The 16,706-nt window shown below is 71.9% G+C and carries 14 protein-coding genes and 2 pseudogenes; 3 read left to right on the top strand and 13 right to left on the bottom strand.

Annotated features, from left to right (window positions below; translation table 11 throughout):
* Positions 1-51: 51 nt before the first annotated feature.
* From cobA to ACWD10_RS29070, 10 genes and pseudogenes are all read right to left on the bottom strand, one after another.
* Positions 52-1,290 (bottom strand): uroporphyrinogen-III C-methyltransferase, encoded by a 1,239-nt coding sequence (gene cobA / locus ACWD10_RS29115; protein WP_451096208.1) that lies wholly within the window; start codon positions 1,288-1,290, stop codon positions 52-54.
* A gap of 225 nt (positions 1,291-1,515) precedes the next feature.
* Positions 1,516-5,580: a nicotinate-nucleotide--dimethylbenzimidazole phosphoribosyltransferase gene (gene cobT / locus ACWD10_RS29110; RefSeq protein ID WP_451096206.1), complete on the bottom strand. Its 4,065-nt coding sequence runs from the start codon at positions 5,578-5,580 to the stop codon at positions 1,516-1,518.
* A 343-nt stretch (positions 5,581-5,923) separates the two neighbouring features.
* Positions 5,924-7,180, bottom strand: coding sequence for a precorrin-6y C5,15-methyltransferase (decarboxylating) subunit CbiE (cbiE, locus tag ACWD10_RS29105; protein ID WP_451096204.1), 1,257 nt, complete (start codon positions 7,178-7,180; stop codon positions 5,924-5,926).
* Positions 7,181-7,325: 145 nt separating this feature from the next.
* Positions 7,326-8,012, bottom strand: a complete 687-nt coding sequence (locus tag ACWD10_RS29100) for a GNAT family N-acetyltransferase (protein ID WP_451096202.1) — start codon at positions 8,010-8,012, stop codon at positions 7,326-7,328.
* Between the two features lie 215 nt (positions 8,013-8,227).
* Entirely contained in the window at positions 8,228-8,338 is a 111-nt protein-coding gene (locus ACWD10_RS29095) for a MetQ/NlpA family ABC transporter substrate-binding protein (RefSeq protein WP_451096200.1), read from the bottom strand.
* A 65-nt stretch (positions 8,339-8,403) separates the two neighbouring features.
* On the bottom strand, positions 8,404-8,679 hold the full coding sequence (locus tag ACWD10_RS29090; RefSeq protein ID WP_451096348.1) for a MetQ/NlpA family ABC transporter substrate-binding protein: 276 nt from the start codon (positions 8,677-8,679) through the stop codon (positions 8,404-8,406).
* Positions 8,668-9,435: pseudogene (locus tag ACWD10_RS29085) on the bottom strand (MetQ/NlpA family ABC transporter substrate-binding protein); the annotation flags it as partial. The gene ACWD10_RS29090 and the pseudogene ACWD10_RS29085, both read right to left, overlap by 12 nt.
* Before the next feature lie 72 nt (positions 9,436-9,507).
* Positions 9,508-10,170 (bottom strand): annotated as a pseudogene (locus ACWD10_RS29080) (methionine ABC transporter permease); the annotation flags it as partial.
* A complete protein-coding gene (locus tag ACWD10_RS29075; protein WP_451096198.1) occupies positions 10,167-11,249 on the bottom strand; it encodes a methionine ABC transporter ATP-binding protein in 1,083 nt (360 codons plus the stop codon). The pseudogene ACWD10_RS29080 and the gene ACWD10_RS29075, both read right to left, overlap by 4 nt.
* A 385-nt stretch (positions 11,250-11,634) precedes the next feature.
* Complete coding sequence (locus ACWD10_RS29070) at positions 11,635-12,282, bottom strand: HAD family hydrolase (RefSeq protein ID WP_451096196.1); 648 nt, start codon at positions 12,280-12,282, stop codon at positions 11,635-11,637.
* 68 nt (positions 12,283-12,350) lie between these two features.
* On the opposite strand from ACWD10_RS29070, the gene ACWD10_RS29065 reads away from it, so the two are divergent.
* Positions 12,351-12,710: a hypothetical protein gene (locus tag ACWD10_RS29065; protein ID WP_451096194.1), complete on the top strand. Its 360-nt coding sequence runs from the start codon at positions 12,351-12,353 to the stop codon at positions 12,708-12,710.
* Positions 12,691-13,152 (top strand): hypothetical protein, encoded by a 462-nt coding sequence (locus ACWD10_RS29060; RefSeq protein ID WP_451096192.1) that lies wholly within the window; start codon positions 12,691-12,693, stop codon positions 13,150-13,152. The genes ACWD10_RS29065 and ACWD10_RS29060 overlap by 20 nt, the downstream gene beginning before the upstream one ends.
* Before the next feature lie 41 nt (positions 13,153-13,193).
* Here the strand turns inward: ACWD10_RS29060 and ACWD10_RS29055 are convergent, their stop codons facing one another.
* The 3 genes from ACWD10_RS29055 to ACWD10_RS29045 form a co-directional block, all read right to left on the bottom strand.
* Positions 13,194-13,700 carry a GNAT family N-acetyltransferase gene (locus ACWD10_RS29055; protein WP_451096190.1) on the bottom strand — a complete coding sequence of 169 codons (507 nt, stop codon included), beginning with the start codon at positions 13,698-13,700 and terminating at the stop codon, positions 13,194-13,196.
* A 35-nt stretch (positions 13,701-13,735) separates the two neighbouring features.
* Entirely contained in the window at positions 13,736-14,290 is a 555-nt protein-coding gene (locus ACWD10_RS29050) for an RNA polymerase sigma factor (RefSeq protein ID WP_451096188.1), read from the bottom strand.
* Positions 14,291-14,474: 184 nt separating this feature from the next.
* On the bottom strand, positions 14,475-15,671 hold the full coding sequence (locus ACWD10_RS29045; protein ID WP_451096186.1) for a glycerophosphodiester phosphodiesterase: 1,197 nt from the start codon (positions 15,669-15,671) through the stop codon (positions 14,475-14,477).
* 300 nt (positions 15,672-15,971) lie between these two features.
* Between ACWD10_RS29045 and ACWD10_RS29040 the strand changes: the two genes are divergently transcribed.
* Entirely contained in the window at positions 15,972-16,601 is a 630-nt protein-coding gene (locus ACWD10_RS29040; RefSeq protein WP_451096346.1) for a lysophospholipid acyltransferase family protein, read from the top strand.
* Positions 16,602-16,706: the final 105 nt, after the last annotated feature.

Genomic DNA, 16,706 nt, shown 5'->3' with positions numbered 1-16,706 from the left:
CTTGTCCGGGGGGTGGTGCCAATGTCTCGTACGAGATTGAGTTACCGGTGGTTACTGGTGGGTGGCGGGCGCGGGTCCCACCGTGACCACCTCGCCGATCACGATGACGGCCGGAGGGCGGACGTCCTGGGCGGTCACCGTCTCCGCGACCGTGGCCAGGGTGGCGTCGACACGGCGCTGGGCGGCCGTCGTGCCCTCCTGGACCAGGGCCACCGGGGTGTCCGCGGGCTTGCCGTGGGCGACCAGGGTCTCGGCGATCCTGCCGATCTTGTCGACGCCCATGAGGACGACGAGCGTGCCGGTCAGCTTCGCGAGCGACGGCCAGTCGACCAGGGAACGCTCGTCGTCGGGGGCGACATGGCCGCTGACCACCGTGAACTCGTGCGCCACGCCGCGGTGGGTGACCGGGATGCCCACGGCGCCCGGAACGCTGATCGAGCTCGAGATGCCCGGGACCACCGTGCACGGGATGCCCGCCTCCGCGAGGGCCTGGGCCTCCTCCATGCCGCGCCCGAAGACGAAGGGGTCGCCGCCCTTGAGACGTACCACCGACTTGCCCTGCTTGGCGTGCTCGATCAGGGCGTTGTTGATGGCCTCCTGGGCCATGTAGCGGCCGTACGGGATCTTCGCGGCGTCGATCACCTCGACGTGCGGCGGCAGTTCGGCGAGCAGGTCGCGCGGGCCGAGCCGGTCCGCGATGACGACGTCGGCCTCGGCGAGGAGGCGGCGGCCGCGCACCGTGATCAGGTCGGGGTCGCCAGGGCCGCCGCCGACCAGCGCGACGCCCGGCGTACGGGTGCGCTGGTGCGGGGCGACCAGGGTGCCGTCGCGCAGGCCCTCCACGACGGCGTCCCGGATGGCTGCGGTACGCCGTGGGTCCGGGGCGGCGCCCAGGATCGCGACCGTGACGCCCTCGGAGTGGCCGGTCGCCGGGGTCCAGGCGGTGGCGGCGGTGGCGTCGTCGGAGCGCACGCACCACACACGCTGGGCCTCGGCCTCCGTGGACGCCGCCTCGTTGGCCGCGTGGTCGCTGGTGGCGATGAGGGCGTACCAGGCGTCGGCCAGGTCCCCCTCGGCGTACGACCGCTGGTGCCAGGTGATCTCGCCCGCGTCCGCCATCGCCTCGACCGAAGGCGTCGCGGACGGGGAGATCAGATGGATGTCCGCGCCCGCCGCGATCAGCGCCGGGAGGCGGCGCTGGGCGACCTGGCCGCCGCCGAGTACGACGACGCGGCGGCCCGTGAGGCGGAGTCCTACGGGGTAGGCGGGGTGTTCGGCCTGCTGTGCCATGACTTGTACGGCTCCTCGAGCGGGAGGGCGTGCGCCGCTGCGGCGGTGGAGCGGCACTGTGGGTGTGACATGCGGGGATGTGGTGCGGGTCCAGGGTACGGCTCGGGTGGGCGGGAGATTTTCCCCAGTCCCGCCCCTTCCCGAAACTGGGGCCCGCGGCGAAGCCGCTCATGGATGCAGCGCCCCCAGACTCCCGCTCCTCAATCGCCGGAGGGGCTTAAATGATCACTTCTCCGTGACGCCCGCCGAGTCGAACGTCGCCACCTCGTGCATCGCGCGCGCCGCGCTCTGCACCACCGGCAGGGCCAGGAGTGCGCCCGTGCCCTCGCCCAGGCGCAGGTCCAGTTCGACCAGCGGGCGCAGGCCCAGCTTCTTGAGGGCCGCTACGTGGCCCGGCTCCGCGCTGCGGTGGCCCGCGATGCAGGCCGCGAGGACCTCGGGGGCGATCGCGCGGGCCACCAGGGCGGCGGCACCGGCGCTGACGCCGTCGAGGATCACCGGGGTGCGCAGCGAGGCGCCGCCCAGCAACAGGCCGACCATCGCCGCGTGTTCGAGCCCGCCGATCGCCGCGAGGACTCCGATCGGGTCGGCCGGGTCGGGCTGGTGCAGCTCCAGGGCACGGCGTACGACATCGGTCTTGCGGGCCAGTGTCTCGTCGTTGACGCCGGTGCCGCGGCCGGTCACCTCGGTCGGGTCCGCGCCGGTGTACACCGAGATCAGGGCGGCGGACGCGGTGGTGTTGGCGATGCCCATCTCGCCGGTGAGCAGCGCCTTGTTACCGGCCGCCACCAGGTCGCGCGCGGTGTCGATGCCGACCTCGATGGCCTCCTTGACCTCCTCGCGGGAGAGGGCGGGACCGGTCGTCATGTCGGCCGTGCCCGCGCGCACCTTGCGGGGCAGCAGGCCGGGGGTGGCGGGCAGGTCGGAGGCCACGCCCACGTCGATCACGCAGACCTCGGCGCCGACCTGGTTGGCGAAGGCGTTGCAGACGGCGCCGCCGCCGAGGAAGTTGGCGACCATCTGGCCGGTGACCTCCTGCGGCCACGGCGTGACGCCCTGGGCGTGCACCCCGTGGTCGCCCGCGAAGATCGCGACCGCCGCGGGCTCCGGGACGGGCGGCGGGCACATCCGTGAAAGTCCGGACAGCTGCGCGGAGATGATCTCCAGCATGCCGAGCGCGCCCGCAGGCTTCGTCATGCGCTTCTGCCGCTCCCAGGCCTCGCCGAGCGCCTTGGCGTCGAGCGGGCGGATGCCCGCGACGGTCTCGGCGAGCAGGTCGTGCGGGTCCTCACCGGGCAGGGCGCGGCGGCCGTACGTCTCCTCGTGCACGACCCAGGAGAGCGGGCGGCGCTTGGACCAGCCCGCCTGCATCAGCTCGGGCTCGTCCGGGAACTCGTCGACGTATCCGACACAGAGGTACGCCACGACCTCCAGGTGCTCCGGCAGGTCGAGGGAGCGCACCATCTCGCGCTCGTCGAAGAAGCTGACCCAGCCGACGCCGAGGCCCTCGGCGCGGGCGGCGAGCCAGAGGTTCTCGACGGCGAGCGCGGAGGAATACGGGGCCATCTGCGGCTGGGTGTGCCGACCGAGGGTGTGGCGGCCGCCGCGGGTGGGGTCGGCGGTGACGACGATGTTCACCGGGGTGTCGAGGATGGCCTCGATCTTCAGTTCCTTGAACTGCTTGGCCCGGCCCTTGGGCAGCGACTTGGCGTACGCCTCGCGCTGCCGCATGGCCAGTTCGTGCATCTTCTGCCGGGTCTCGGCGGAGCGGATGACCACGAAGTCCCAGGGTTGCGAGTGCCCCACGGACGGCGCCGTGTGGGCGGCCTCGAGCACGCGGAGCAGCACCTCGTGCGGGATGGGGTCGCTACGGAAGCCGTTACGGATGTCGCGACGCTCCCGCATCACCCGGAGCACGGCCTCGCGTTCGGCCTCGTCGTAGCCGGGGGCGGGGGTGCTGGGGGGGTGTGGGGGCTCGGTGGCTTCGGTCGAGTGGGTGGCTTCGGTGGAGTTGATGGCCTCGGTGGCTTCGGGGGTTTCGGAGGCTGTGGAGGTCTCTGCGCTCTCGGGGGCTTCGGGGGCCTCCAGAGCTTCGGGGGTTTCCGGGGCTTCGGAGGGCTCGTTGGCCTCGGGGGCCTCGGCGGTCCCGGGGGCCTCAGCGGTCGCGGGGCTGGCGGGAGTTTCCGGGGCTTCGGACGTCTCCAGGACCTCGGAAGTCCCGACATTTGCGGGAGCCTCCGGGGCTTCGGTGGCCGTGGGGTTTTCGGCGGCCGCGACGGTCTCCAGGGTCTCCGCAGCCTCGACGGCTTCGGGAGCCTCCGTGTTCTCGGGGGTCGCCGGGGTGACCTCGGTGGCCTCAGGACCGACCGGGGCGTCCGCGGTTTCGGCGGGGGCAGGCTGCCCGGAGCCTTCCGGCTGCTGCGGCTGGCCCTGCTGGTCCGGCTCGTCCGACTGGTCCACCTGGACCGGCTGTTCGGTCCCGCCCGCCTGTTCCGTCTGCTCCGGCTGGTCCGATTGCTCCGAATTGGCCGGTTGTACGGGGGCCGCGGGCTGCGCGGGGGCCTCCACCGCCTCCGGCTCCGCGGGCTCGAGGAACTCCGGGCCCTCGGGGGTCGCCGAGGTGTCCGGGGACTCCGGGGTGGGGGCGGGCCCGGGCTCCGTCGCGGGGGCGTCGGGCGTTGGGGCCGGTTCGGCCGTCGGGGCCGTATCCACGATGTTGTTCTCGCCGTTCTCCGGGGTCGCCGGGGTCGCGGGTGGTGCAGTTTGTGCTGGTGCAGTTGGTACGGAACTCGCGGGGGTCTCCGGGGAGTTCGGGGAGTCCGGCGTGCCGGTCGCCTCGGGGGCCGGTACCGGGGCGTCGCCGTCGCGGGGTGCGGGAACGGTCGCCACGGGCTCCTGCGCGGGTGCCGCCACGAGTAGGGCACCCTCCTCGGACGGCGGCTCGGGGGCAGCGGGCGCCGTCGGCGTCACGTCGTCGGCGTCGGCGTCGGCGTCGGCGTCGGTGGGCTGTTCCGCCGTAGCGGAACCGTCAGGCGCGTCCGCCTCGGGCTCCTGTGCGGCCTCCGGCTGTGCCGCCTGCGGGAGGTGCAGCGCATGCGGGGGCGTAGGGGCGAGGTGCGGGGTCGATGGGATCGAGCCCTCGACCGGTACGAACTGGCCGACCGGTTCCGGCATCGGCGTCCCGCCCACCGGAGTGGCCCCATCGGCCGACGCGGAGGCTTCGGACAGTTCGACGGGCTGCGGCTGCGGCACGCCTCCGGCGGGCGTTTCGGCCATCTGCGGTGCCGGGGCCTCCGCATCCGGGGCGGGCCCAGCCGCGGACTCCGGCTGCTGCTCGGGCTGTTCGGGCTGCGCGGGCCGGGAAGCCGAAGCCTCCGGAACAGGCACGGCCTGCGGTGTGACGTGCGGGACTTCCGAGGACTGAGGGGCCTGCGCGGCCTGCGGGTCCTGAGTGACCTCTGGGACGACCGTTTCTGCAGCGTTCCCAGCAGCCCCCTGCGCCTCAGGCTGCGGCTGAGCCTGCGGCTCCGGCCACGGCATCGCATTCTGCGGCGGCAGTTCGCCGCGTTGGGGCCCGGCGGGCCCCGCGCTCTCGTCCTCCCGTGGCACGTCGAGGTACTCGGGGCCGACGGTCGGCGGGCCCTGCCGGTGGGGCTGCGGGGTGCCCGCCGGGCCGCGGTCGGCGAGTGAGCGCACCGGGGTGCCGGCGCTCGCGGCGGGCGTGGGCGGGCCGAGGTGCAGCGGACGGCGGCTCGGGGCCGCCTGCTGCGGGCCGGGCGTCGCGTGCTGCGGCGCCGGGCCGGTGTGCGGCGCGGGGCCACGGCCGCCGAGGGCACCGGCGGCGCCCAGGTCGATGGAGCCACTGTCACGGCCCGACGCCTCGTGGGCGCCCGGCTGGTGCGCGGCCTGGGCCGCAGCGGCCACGGGCGCGGGAGCGGGCGCGGCCGGGGCGGCCTGCCGCGGGTCGTGCGCCGCGGCCGCCGACTCCGCGACGGGCGCGGCCTGTTCGGGTCCGGCGGGCGCCGCGTGCCCGGCGTACTGCGGGGCGGGCGCGGCCGGTTCCTGCGCGGGCGCGGCGACCGGCTGCGGGGCAACCGGCTGTGCGGCGCCGGGCTGGCCCTCGGTCCAGGCGCCCTGCGCGCCGGGCATCAGGAGGAGATCGTCGTCGTCTGCCGGGGTGCCGGAAGGGTCGAGGTAGGTGTAGGCACCCGGCGCGTGGGCGCCCGGCTGCTCCACCGTGCCTGCGCTCTCCGGCAGTCCCTCACCCGGGACCTGGCCGGTGTCCGTCATGCGTACCCCTCGCCCATCGGTCGTGCTCTCCTTCGGCCGGCTCGCCAGGGGCGGTGCGTCAACCACCCATGGACAAGAACGAGCGTGCGCGCCGCGCGGCACGGAACGGCCCTACCCCAAGGCGACATGTCGCCAAAGGCATTGTGACGGCCGGGCCGCTGTTGTGACAGATGATCCGCCACAGCCCGCTGTGGACTGCGCCACGTCGCGCGTCCTCCGATCCCCGCCGTACCACACACGCCTCAAACCGGGCGCGTTTTCCGGACATTGACGTATGAATCAGTGAACGCCCGGCCGCAGTACAACGATCGGTCAGCCTACCTCGCTCCGAGGGGTCACACGGTCACGGGTTGCGATCCAGAAGTTCCCCAGAGAGCAGAAAAACGACGGCGCGTTCGCGCTCCGTCCAGGCGCGGGTGTCGAGTTCCACGCTCTGCAGCAGGGCGCACTCGACGGCGTATCCGTGCTCGCTGAGGTCACGGCCGATCAGCTCGGCCTCGTCGCGGGTGGCGGCGTGCGTGACGATCCGCTCGGGCCTGCGGTCGGCGACGGCGGAGACCACCGCGGCTCCCCCGCCCCCGACGCGTACGACATCGGGTTCCGGCAGGTCCTCGAGGAGGTGCGGGGCGGTGCCGTGAAGGACCTGGAGTGCGACGCCGAAGCGGCGGGCGGCGTCGGCGGTGCGGGCACAGGCGCGCGGATCCCGGTCGACGGCGATGACGGCGGCACCGAAGCGGGCGGCCTCCACGGCGAGCGCGCCGCTGCCGCAGCCGATGTCCCAGACGAGGTCGCCCACGCGCGGGCCAAGGCGGGCGAGTTGGGCGGCGCGGAGCCGTTCGTTCTCGCCTTCTCCGAGGCCGCTGCCGAGGCCGCTGCCGGGGGTGGGCCCCAAGCCGCCGCCGTTCTCCGCGACGGTGTACGCCGCCGCGGGCAGGCCCCAGCCGCGCGGCGGGGTGCCCGGGTCGCGGCCCGCGATCCAGCCGGTGTCCTGTGTGACGGGGCCGCCGATGACGATGACGACGTTGGGGTTCCGCCAGGTGTGGTCGGCGGCCTTGTCGGAGGTGAGGACGGTGACGCGCTCGTTCTCGGTGCCGAGTTCCTCGCAGATCACGAAGGTGCGGTGGACGTCCTGGAGCAGCAGGGCGAGTTCGGCGGGGCCGGCGCCGGGCGAGGTGAGCACGGCGACCTTGGTGTGGGCGCGGCAGACGTTGACCGCGCGGCGCAGGGTGCGGCGGTGGGCGACCACGATCTGTGCGTCGTCCCAGGGCATCCCGGCGCGCGCGAAGGCCTGGGCGACGGAGGAGACGGCGGGGACCACCTCGACCTCGAGGCCGTGTTCGGGGGCGCGGAGGGTGCGTACGACGCCGAAGAAACCGGGGTCGCCGTCCGCGAGGACGACCGCGGTGCCCCGGTGTGCGGCGATGCGCCGGGCGGCGAGGGAGAGACTGCCGAGCCGGATGCGCTCGGCGGCGGCGGGTACCTCGGGCAGGTCGAGGTGGTGGGCCGCGCCGGCCACGAGGGTGGCGGCGCCGAGCGCGGAGCGTGCCGCCTCGGTCAGCGGGGAGCCGTCCCAGCCGATCACCGTGACCCGGTCGGCCATCGTCGTCAGTCTCCTGGTGGTTCGCGCAGGTCGTCAGGGGTATGCCGCCGGTGGCCAGGGCCTAGGGCCGACGGGCATCGTGAGCGTACCTGGTGGGACTGAGCGGGGCCCGGAGGGCGGGGGTGGGCGGACGCTTACGCTCCGGTCAGTTCCACTCGGGGAACGCCGGGTAGCCGGAGGTCTCGGCCAGCTGGTCGGTGACGCCCTCCAGGTCCTCCGGGAGCAGGCTCCACACGAGGAGGTCGGTGCGGACGTCCAGCCAGGCGCCGTCGTCGCCCTGGGCGCGCGCTATCCAGGCGCCGCGCAGGACGCCCTCGCTGATGCAGCCGATCTTCTGCGCGACCTGCTGGGCCGCGGTGTTGTCCGCCGCGATCCGCAGCTCCAGGCGCTCGAACTTCTGGTCCCGGAAGAGCCACTGCGCGACGGCGAGCGAGGCCTCCGATGCGTACCCCTCGCCTCTGGCCCAGGGCGCGACGGCGAAGGCGAGCTCGGCGGAGCGCACCCGCCAGTCGGTGTTCCGCAGCCGCACCGCGCCCACCAGGCGCTGGGTGAGGAACTCGGTGACGGCGAAGAGCGTGCCGCGGCCCCGGGTGCGTTCGGCGGGCGCGTCGGTAAGGAGCCAGGGGCGGGCGTCGGCCTCGGTGTAGGGGTGCGGGGTCTCGGTCCAGGCGGCGACCTGCTCGTCGTTCATCATGTCGACGTACGCCGGGATGTCCGCCTCCTCGAACGGGCGCAGCACAAGGCGCTCCGTGCTGATGGAGATGTCCGGGAACATCAGGTGGGCCGTCGTCATCGCCGCTCCGTCACTACTGGCTGCTGAAGTGCCCAGCATGCAGCATGCAGCCGGATAACTGCACCACGGGGCCCGCACCTTGTGTGGTGCGGGCCCCGTGATAAGCCGCGAGGCGCGGTACCGATTCGGGTGACCGTAGCGGCCGTTGGCAGAACCTGGTACTTGTCCTCGTTGACCTCCACTTGTCCCGGGGCCGGAACAAGCCCTTCCCTCGCGGGTCGGCCTTTCTGCTTCAACTCCTAGTTGAGTCGATTTCAGCAGTACGACGCCTTGGGTCCGGTGTCCTTCTTCAGCTCGATGACGCCCTTGGACACGAGGAGTTGCAGTGCGCGGCCCTCGTTGGTGGTGTCGTTGGACACCGCCACGGTGGCGCCGTCCTTCAGGTCGTCGACGGTGTCGCCCGGTCCGAGTGGACGCCCATGGGCGTCAATTACACGCCGGTGACCGGGACGAGGTCGGCCTGCTTGGAGGCGTTGAAGTCGTCCAGGAACGGCTTGTGCTGGTACAGGTTGGCGTCCAGCTCGCCCTCCTGGAGCGCGGTGTTCGGCAGGACGTAGTCCGTGAAATCCTTGACCTGGAGGTCGAGTCCGGCCTTCTGGGCCAGGTTCTTCTCGACGTGGTCGAGGACCTCACCGGCCGGGACGGCGGTGGCGCCGACGACGAGCGGGCCGCCGCTCTTCGCGGCCGAGTCCGCGGCGGGAAGCACGGCGCCGTCGAATTCGTCCTCGATGTACTTCTTCACCTCGGTCGACCGGAGGAGCTCGGCGAGCTTCTGGACCCGCGGGTCTTTCTCGTTGCCCTTCTTGACGGCCAGGAAGTTGTTGTACGGATTGCCCTTCGGCTTCTCCTGGAGGAGGGCGTCCTTGGCGGGGCTGAGGTCGGCCTCGACCGCGTAGTTGCCGTTGATCACCGCGGCGTCGACGTCACCGAGGGAGCGCGGCACCATGGCCGCCTCCAACTCCTCGAACTTGATGTTCTTGGGGTTCTCGGCGATGTCCTTGGGGGTGGCCTCGTTGCCCGCGCCGTCCTTGAGCTCGATGACGCCGCCCGCGTCGAGGAGCTTGAGGGCGCGCGCCTCGTTGGTGGTGTCGTTGGGCAGGGCCACGGTGGCGCCCTTGCCGAGCTCGTCGAGGTTCTTCAGCTTCTTCGAGTAGAGGCCGAGCGGCTCCAGGTGGACCTCGGTGACCGGCACGATGTCGGTGCCGTTCTTCTTGTTGTAGTCGTCGAGGTACGGCTGGTGCTGGAAGAAGTTGGCGTCCACGGAGCCGTCGGACACGGCCTGGTTCGGCGTCACGAAGTCGCTGAACTCCTTGACCTCCAGCTCGAGTCCGGCCTTCGGCGCCAGATGGTCGCGGACGTAGTTGAGGATCTTGGCGTGCGGGGTCGGGCTCGCGGCCACCACGAGCGGCTTGTCGTCGGACTTCCCGGCGAAGGCGGCGACGCCCCCGGCGACGACGACCACGCCGAGCGCGGCCGCCCCGAACTTCGCGACCAGCGGCTTGCGCAGGAAGCCCGGCGTCCGCCCGGTCGCGCCCCGGCCGCCGCGGCGGGCCAGGGACTTGGCGGCGTAGTCACCGAAGAACTGGATGGCCGTGATGATCACCGCGAGGATCCCGACGGTGACCCACATCAGGCCGGACTCGAAGCGCTGGTAGCCATAGCGGTACGCGAGGTCGCCGAGCCCACCCGCGCCGACCACACCGGCCATCGCCGTGTAGCCGATGAGCGCGACGACGGTGGTGGTGGCGCTGGAGATCAGCGACGGCAGGGATTCCGGTACGAGCACCTTGCGGACGACGGTCCAGGTGTTGCCGCCCATGGCCTGGACGGCCTCGACGAGCCCGTGGTCGACCTCGCGCACGGCGGTCTCGACGAGCCGGGCGAAGAACGGGATGGCGCCGATGGCGAGCGGCACGATCGCGGCCTCACGGCCGATGGTGGAGCCGGTGAGCCAGCGCGTGAAGCCCATGAGGGCGACCATGAGGATGATGAAGGGCATCGAGCGCGTGATGTTCACGAGCTGGCCGATGACCTTGTTCAGAGCGGTGTTCTGGAGCAGCCCGCCGCGGTCGGTGAGGACCAGGAGCAGGCCGAGCGGCAGACCGCCGACGACGGCGATCACGGTCGAAAGGCCGACCATGTACAGGGTGTCCCAGAAGCCCTGGACCAGCAGGGGCTGCATCTGCGACCAGGTCACTTGGCACCATCCTTGATGAGCTGCGAGTCGGCGTCGGCATCGCGGCCCGCCACGTCCACCTGCAGGCCCTGCTCGCGCAGGTAGCCGATCGGCACGACGTTGTCGTCGAAGCGTCCGGGCAGTTCGATCCGCATCCGGCCGACCTGCTTGCCGCCGACGGTGTCCATGGCGGCGCCGAGGATCGACACGTCGACGTTGTAGGTGCGCGAGAGCGTGGAGATCACCGGCTGGGTCGCGGAGTCGCCGTGGAACGTGAGGTCGACGACCGTACGGTCCTCGGCGGAGGCCTCACCGCTGACCGGGAAGAGGGCCTCGGCCATCTCGGAGCCGGGGGTGGCGAGCAGTTCGCCGACGGTGCCGGACTCGACGATGCGGCCCTTCTCCATGAGGGCGGCCGAGTCGCAGATCTGCTTGACGACGTCCATCTCGTGCGTGATGAGCAGGACGGTCAGGCCGAGTTGCCGGTTGAGGTCGCGGAGCAGTTCGAGGATGGAGCGGGTGGTCTCCGGGTCGAGGGCGCTGGTGGCCTCGTCGGAGAGCAGCACCTTCGGGTCGCCGGCCAGGGCGCGGGCGATGCCGACGCGCTGCTTCTGGCCGCCGGAGAGCTGGCCCGGGTAGCTCTTCGCCTTGTCGGCGAGGCCGACCAGGTCGAGGAGTTCGAGCGCCTTGCGGGAGCGCTCGCGACCGGAGACGCCGAGGATCTCCAGGGGCAGCTCCACGTTGTCCTGGACGGTCCGCGTGGAGAGCAGGTTGAAGTGCTGGAAGACCATGCCGATCCGGCTGCGGGCCTCGCGGAGCTCCTTCCCGGCGCGGGTGCCGCGTCCGGCGAGCGCGGTGAGGTCGACGCCGTCGACCGTCACGGTGCCGGAGGTGGGGCGCTCCAGGAGGTTGACGCAGCGTATGAGCGAGGATTTACCGGCGCCGGACTGGCCGATGACGCCGTACACCTCGCCCTCGCGTACATGGAGATCGACTCCGTCGAGGGCTCTTACGGCCGGGGGTCCGGGGGTTGTCCCCCGGGCAGACACAGCGCGACCGCGTGAGCGGTAGACCTTGGTCAGGCCGGAAGTGGTGATCACTGGGATTCCATCACTGTCGAGTGCGCGGCGGCATGGTGGCCGCCGGGCACGGGGCATTCATCTGGGAAGGCCGGGCACGGTTCTCGTACGGATACGGGGGAACCGGGAGGCGTGCGCGGGGGGGGCAGGCCGGATCCGGGAGCAGACGGCTCCGGACAGGGCTCAGCGGGCTCGCTTCGGGGCGCGAGTCGGTGGTGCGGGGGCCCTCAGCAGGCGCACATTCGACACATACAACGAGCACCGGGCGTCAGGTTCGCCTCGGTCGCAGGGGTGCGGTTGCTCGTCGTGGTCATGGGCTCAAGTAAAGCAGAAGGGTGTACGGGCCACGTACGGATGTCCGTATAGCGGACGTCTATGACTCGGTATACGGACGCCGCGAGGGCGCTCAGGGCTGTGCGGTGATCTCCATGCCACCGTCGATGACCTGCGCGGACACCTGCGACAGGTCGGTCACGACGACATCGGCGGACAGCTCGGCGGCGTCGTGGGTTGTGGTCAAGGCCACGGTCGTCATCCCGGCCGCGCGCCCGGCCCGCAGGCCCGCCGGTGCGTCCTCGAAGACGACGCAGCGGGCCGGGTCGACGCCCAGCTTCTCGGCGGCGAGCAGGAACGGTTCCGGGTCGGGCTTGCCGCGCGTGATGTCGTCGGCGGCGATCACCAGCGGGAAGTCGATGCCGACCTCGTGGAGCCGGGCCTCGGCGAGCGGCCGGGTCGCGGAGGTGACGACGGCCCAGCGGTCCGCGGGCAGCGCGGAGAGCAGCTCCTTGGTGCCGGGAAGCAGCACGACGCCGCCTGCCACGTCCTCCACCTCGAGCCGCTCTATCCGGGCCAGGGCCTCGGGCACCCGCTCCGCGGGCAGTAGTTCGGCGATGATCTCGACGGCGGGGCGACCGTGCAGCTCGACCCGGGCGAAGTCCTCGGCGGCGACCCCGTACTCCTCGGCCCAGCGGCGCCAGCAGCGGAACACCGACTCCACGGAGGAGATCAGGGTGCCGTCGTTGTCGAAAAGCAGGGCCTCAGCGTGGATCTTCATGCCGGAGAGCGTACGGGCCGCCGGGGCCCGCGCGCATCGGTACTTTCGTCCCGTATTAGGGTCTCCGCATGCTTGCTGCCCTGACGATCGCGACCGCCGTGGCCGCGCTCGCGCTCGCCGCGTGGTGCGGCTTCGCCGCCTACCGTGACCAGCCGACCAAGGACTGGCACTTCATCGGCATGGCCGTCGTCTCCCTGTTCGCCGTCGTCCAACTGGTCGTCGGCATCGTGCAGTTGGTGCGCGGCGAGCAGCCGGATAAGGGCACGACGCTCTTTGTCGCGTATCTGATCGGCGCGGCCTGCTGCATCCCGGCGGCCGGTTTCATGTCGCTCGCCGAGCGCACCCGGTGGGGTTCGGTGACGGTCTCGGCGGGCGCGGTGGTGCTCGCCGTCCTGCAAGTGCGGCTCTATGACATCTGGGGAGGCTGAGGTGGCTGCACCCATGGAGAAGGCCGGGGCGGCGCGCGAGCGGTCGCGGCTGATCAAGGGGCCCGGGCTGCTGCTCGTCTGGTTGTACGGCGTGATGGTGGTCGGTGCCCTGTCGCGCTCCGTCTACCAGATCGCCACCGAGTTCGACCGGGCGCCGCTCGCCTACTCGCTGTCGCTGCTCGCCGCGCTGGTCTACGCGTTCATCACGTACACCCTGGTCCGCGGCGGTGAGACGGCCCGCCGCGCGGCCTTCGCGTGCTGCGCCGCCGAGCTCGCCGGGGTCCTCGTGGTGGGCGCCTGGACGCTGGTGGAGCCGTCCGCGTTCCCGGACGCCACCGTGTGGTCGAAGTTCGGCCTGGGCTATCTGTTCATCCCGGTGCTGTTGCCGGTGACGGCGATGTACTGGCTGCGCGCGGCGCGCGAGCGGGCGGCCGCGGCGTAACGCGGGCCCGGGCCCGGTCGGGTCACCGGGCCCGGGGAACGTCAGGCGCTCGTCGTGTACGCCGCCGGGACCGCGGCCTCCTTGGCGAGCGTGATCACGGTGAGGGCGGGCGAGACCTGCTCGGTGGCCACGGGGACGTACCCGTGCTTGCGGTAGAGCTGGAGGTTGTTCTCGCTGCGGTGGCCGCTGAACAGCTGGAAGTGCCGCACGCCCGCCGCCGCGCCGAGCCGCGCCTCGATGGCGACGAGCAGCCGCCCGCCGAGGCCATGGCGCTGCATCCGGGGGTGCACGATGAGCTTGCCGATCAGTGCGGTGCCCTCGGTGTCGACGGAGCCGCGCACGGACGCCACCACCTCGTCGCCGAGCCGGGCCACCAGGACGCAACCGTCGGCCATTTCGGCCCGCAGGGAGTCCAGGGTCTGGGTGAGCGGCTCGATGGACCAGTCGCCGTACAGCTGGGCCTCGCTCTGATAACAGAGGTACTGCAGTTTGAGGATCTGCTCGGCGTCCTGCTCACTCGCCGCAGAGATGGTCACGCTCATGCCCATATGCGCACGCCTCCCGCTCACCTGTCCGCCGGTTGCTATTCCGCACCATTCCCCAGGGGACCGGGTGCCGCAACCTCCGCCGTGAGGATTCTGCGCAGACATCCCAGGCAACGGGAACGCTCAGGCCCCAAACTCCCCTGTGAGATACCCAACTGCCCTGCGATCTCACGGTATGTGAGGTCCTGAGGAGCCATCATTGCGGCCACGAGGCGGGGGCAGCGCCCGGGAAGCCGCCCCACGGCGTCCCGCAGCACGCGCCGCCGCTCCGCCCGTAGCGCGAGCCGTTCCGGCGCGGGCTCCGGGCCGACGGGCTCCGTGCCGACGGCGGGCCCGGCGGTGGCCTCTTCGGCGTAGGGCCGTTCGTGGCATACCGCGCGCCGGGCGCGATGGGCCTCGGCGCGCACGGCCCGGCCCAGCCAGCGCACCGGATCGGACGGGGGTCGGCCACGGTCGAGCCGCTCGAGCAGCCGCAGCCACACCGTCTGCTCCAGGTCCCCGGAGTCGACCCCGGAGCCCGTGGCCTCCGCGGCGGCCTCGGCGCTGAGCAGCGGGCGCAGGGTGCCGACCAGGTCGGCGGTCTGACGGATCATGCCGGACGAGACGCGGCCGCCCCGGCGGGAGTTGCCGGGGCGGCCGGGGCCCACTCTCAAGGGGGCCCATGCGGTGAGCAGTTGACAAAATCAGCCCGTCCGGCGTTTGAGGACGAGGCCGTTCAGGCCGATCGGGGGTCTGGGGGCAGAGCCCCCAGGTGCGGTCACCGAGCCGACGGCACGGTTACGCCTGACGGAAGTCCTGCGCCGCAAGGAGCGCCGTGTCCGGGTTGTCGGAGAAGATCCCGTCGATGCCCGTTTCGAAGTACGTCTTGAACGCGCCGAAAGCGTCGCCGCACGCGTTCGGGTCGGTGCCGCGCTGGAAGTTCTTCGGCAGGAAGGTGTTCTCGTTGCGCATCGTGTACGGGTGCAGGACCAGGTTCTCGGCGTGCGCGTCCCGGACCAGGGTGGTCGGGGTGCCCAGGGAGCCGTCCTCGTTCTTCGGGATGACGAGGTCGAGCAGCGGGCCGATGCCCTGCGCGTACGAGGCGATCCACTTCAGGCCCTCGGGCGTGATCAGGTCGGCGACGGTGCGCGGATCGCCGGACTCGACGAAGTCCCAGGGCTGCGAGTCGGCGGTCCACAGGAGTACCACGCGCGGCGCCTCGACGAGCCGCGCCATCCGCTCCATGCTGCTCGGCTCGAAGGACTGGAGGAAGTTCGGGGAGTCCGCGCGGTGACGGCCGTACTTGCGCAGGAGCTTCGCCAGCGGCTCCTCCAGGCCGAGGCCGAGCTTGCGGAAGTAGGTGGGGTGCTTGGTCTCGATGTACAGCCAGATCGGGTGGCCGCGCTTCTTACCCTCCTCGTGGGCCCAGTGCAGGACCTCCTCGAAGGTGGGCACCTCCCAGCGGCCGTCGTAGAGGGTGTTGCGCTGCCGGGTGCCCGGGATGCGCTCCTTGGCGCGCAGCGTCTTGAGCTCGGCGAGCGTGAAGTCCTCGGTGAACCAGCCGGTCAGCTCCTCGCCGTCCACGGTCTTCGTGGTCTTGCGGTCGGCGAACTCCGGGTGGTCGGCGACGTCCGTGGTCGCGGTGATGTCGTTCTCGTGACGGCATACGAGATGGCCGTCCTTGGTGGGCACCAGGTCCTGCTCGATGACGTGCGCGCCCATGTCGAGGGCGAGCTGGTACGAGCCGAAGGTGTGCTCGGGCCGGTAGCCGCTGGCGCCGCGGTGGGCGATGACGGTGGGCACCGGCAGGGAGCCGTCGTGCTTCCCCGCGGCCGCGGCCGTGGCCGTGCCGGTCGCGGCCCGGGCCGTCCCGGACAGGCCGAGCGCCGCACCTCCGGCGCCGAGGACCGCGGCGCCGAAGAGGGCCCGCCGCCCCGGGCCCGCTCCCTTGCCCGGCTGCTGTTCCGTCGTTCTGCCCTGCGGCCGCTCTGTCATCGAGGAGTCCTCCACGTTCGTTGTTCGCTACGTCCGTCGGCGCGTCAACTGCCGCGCGACTGCCCGATGCTAGGGGGCGCTACGTGACCAGATCGACCCCTTGACGAGAAGGCCGGGCCAATGCGCAGTAAACGAAGGTCAACTCTGTGTATCCGGTCGATGAACCCCGATGTGCGAGCGACACGGATCCGCGAGTATCGTCCTCACCTGCACAGATTGCAGAGACTGCACAGTCACCCCCGAACTCCGGAGGACGAGTTGTCCCGCTTCGCGTTCATCAAGGCAGTGCTCGGACCGACCATGCGCCTGATGTTCCGTACGCGTGTCGAGGGCGCGGAGAACATTCCGGGCAGCGGACCCGTGATCCTTGCGGGCAACCACCTCACCTTCATCGACTCGGTCGTGCTGCCGCTGGCCTGCAATCGGCAGGTGTGCTTCATCGGCAAGGACGAGTACGTCACGGGCAAGGGCCTCAAGGGCCGCCTGATGGCCTGGTTCTTCACCGGCGTCGGCATGATCCCGGTGGACCGGGACGGGGCCAACGGTGGCGTGGCCGCGCTGATGACCGGCCGCCGGGTCCTGGAGGAGGGCAAGATCTTCGGGATCTACCCGGAGGGCACCCGCTCCCCCGACGGCCGCCTGTACCGCGGCCGCACCGGGATCGCCCGGCTGACCCTGATGACCGGGGCGCCGGTGGTGCCGTTCGCCATGATCGGCACGGACAAGCTTCAGCCGGGCGGGGCGGGGATGCCGCGGCCGGGCCGGGTGACGATCCGCTTCGGCGAGCCGATGGAGTTCTCCCGGTACGAGGGGATGGGGCGCGACCGCTATGTGCTCCGCGCGGTGACGGACTCGGTGATGGCCGAGGTCATGGCCCTTTCCGGTCAGGAGTACGTGGACATGTACGCCACGAAGGCCAAGGCCGCGTAAGGGAGTTAAAGGGCGTTACCGGGGGCCGGGGTGCTGCTCTGCGCGCTGGCCCTGGCCGTTTTCCTGCGCAGCGCCGGGAACACGGTGATCCGCGAGGGGCGAGCC

It is taken from the genome of Streptomyces sp. NPDC002851 (assembly GCF_053591935.1).
The sequence above is the reverse complement of the archived record's forward strand: the minus strand, read 5'-3'. Positions and strand labels throughout refer to the sequence as shown.